The 226-nt window shown below is 49.6% G+C and carries 2 tRNA genes; both read right to left on the bottom strand.

Annotation, left to right across the window (positions count from 1 at the left end):
• Positions 1–2 precede the first annotated feature (2 nt).
• A tRNA-Pro gene (locus AAEY93_RS21235) sits at positions 3–76 on the bottom strand.
• A 73-nt stretch (positions 77–149) separates the two neighbouring features.
• A tRNA-Pro gene (locus tag AAEY93_RS21230) sits at positions 150–226 on the bottom strand.

Genomic DNA, 226 nt, shown 5'->3' with positions numbered 1-226 from the left:
GGTCGGTGATAGAGGATTCGAACCTCTGACCCTCTCGTCCCAAACGAGATGCGCTACCGGGCTGCGCTAATCACCGAGATTTTTACTTGAAAACAAGTCTGATATTTATTTAACTTAGAGGCTAAATTCGCTATAAGAAAGCGGGAATGTGGTCGGTGATAGAGGATTCGAACCTCTGACCCTCTCGTCCCAAACGAGATGCGCTACCGGGCTGCGCTAATCACCG

Source organism: Shewanella sp. CAL98-MNA-CIBAN-0140 (assembly GCF_040309905.1).
GTDB lineage: Bacteria > Pseudomonadota > Gammaproteobacteria > Enterobacterales > Shewanellaceae > Shewanella > Shewanella psychromarinicola.
Note: the sequence above shows the minus strand (reverse complement) of the source record. Positions and strands in the feature narration are given on the sequence as shown.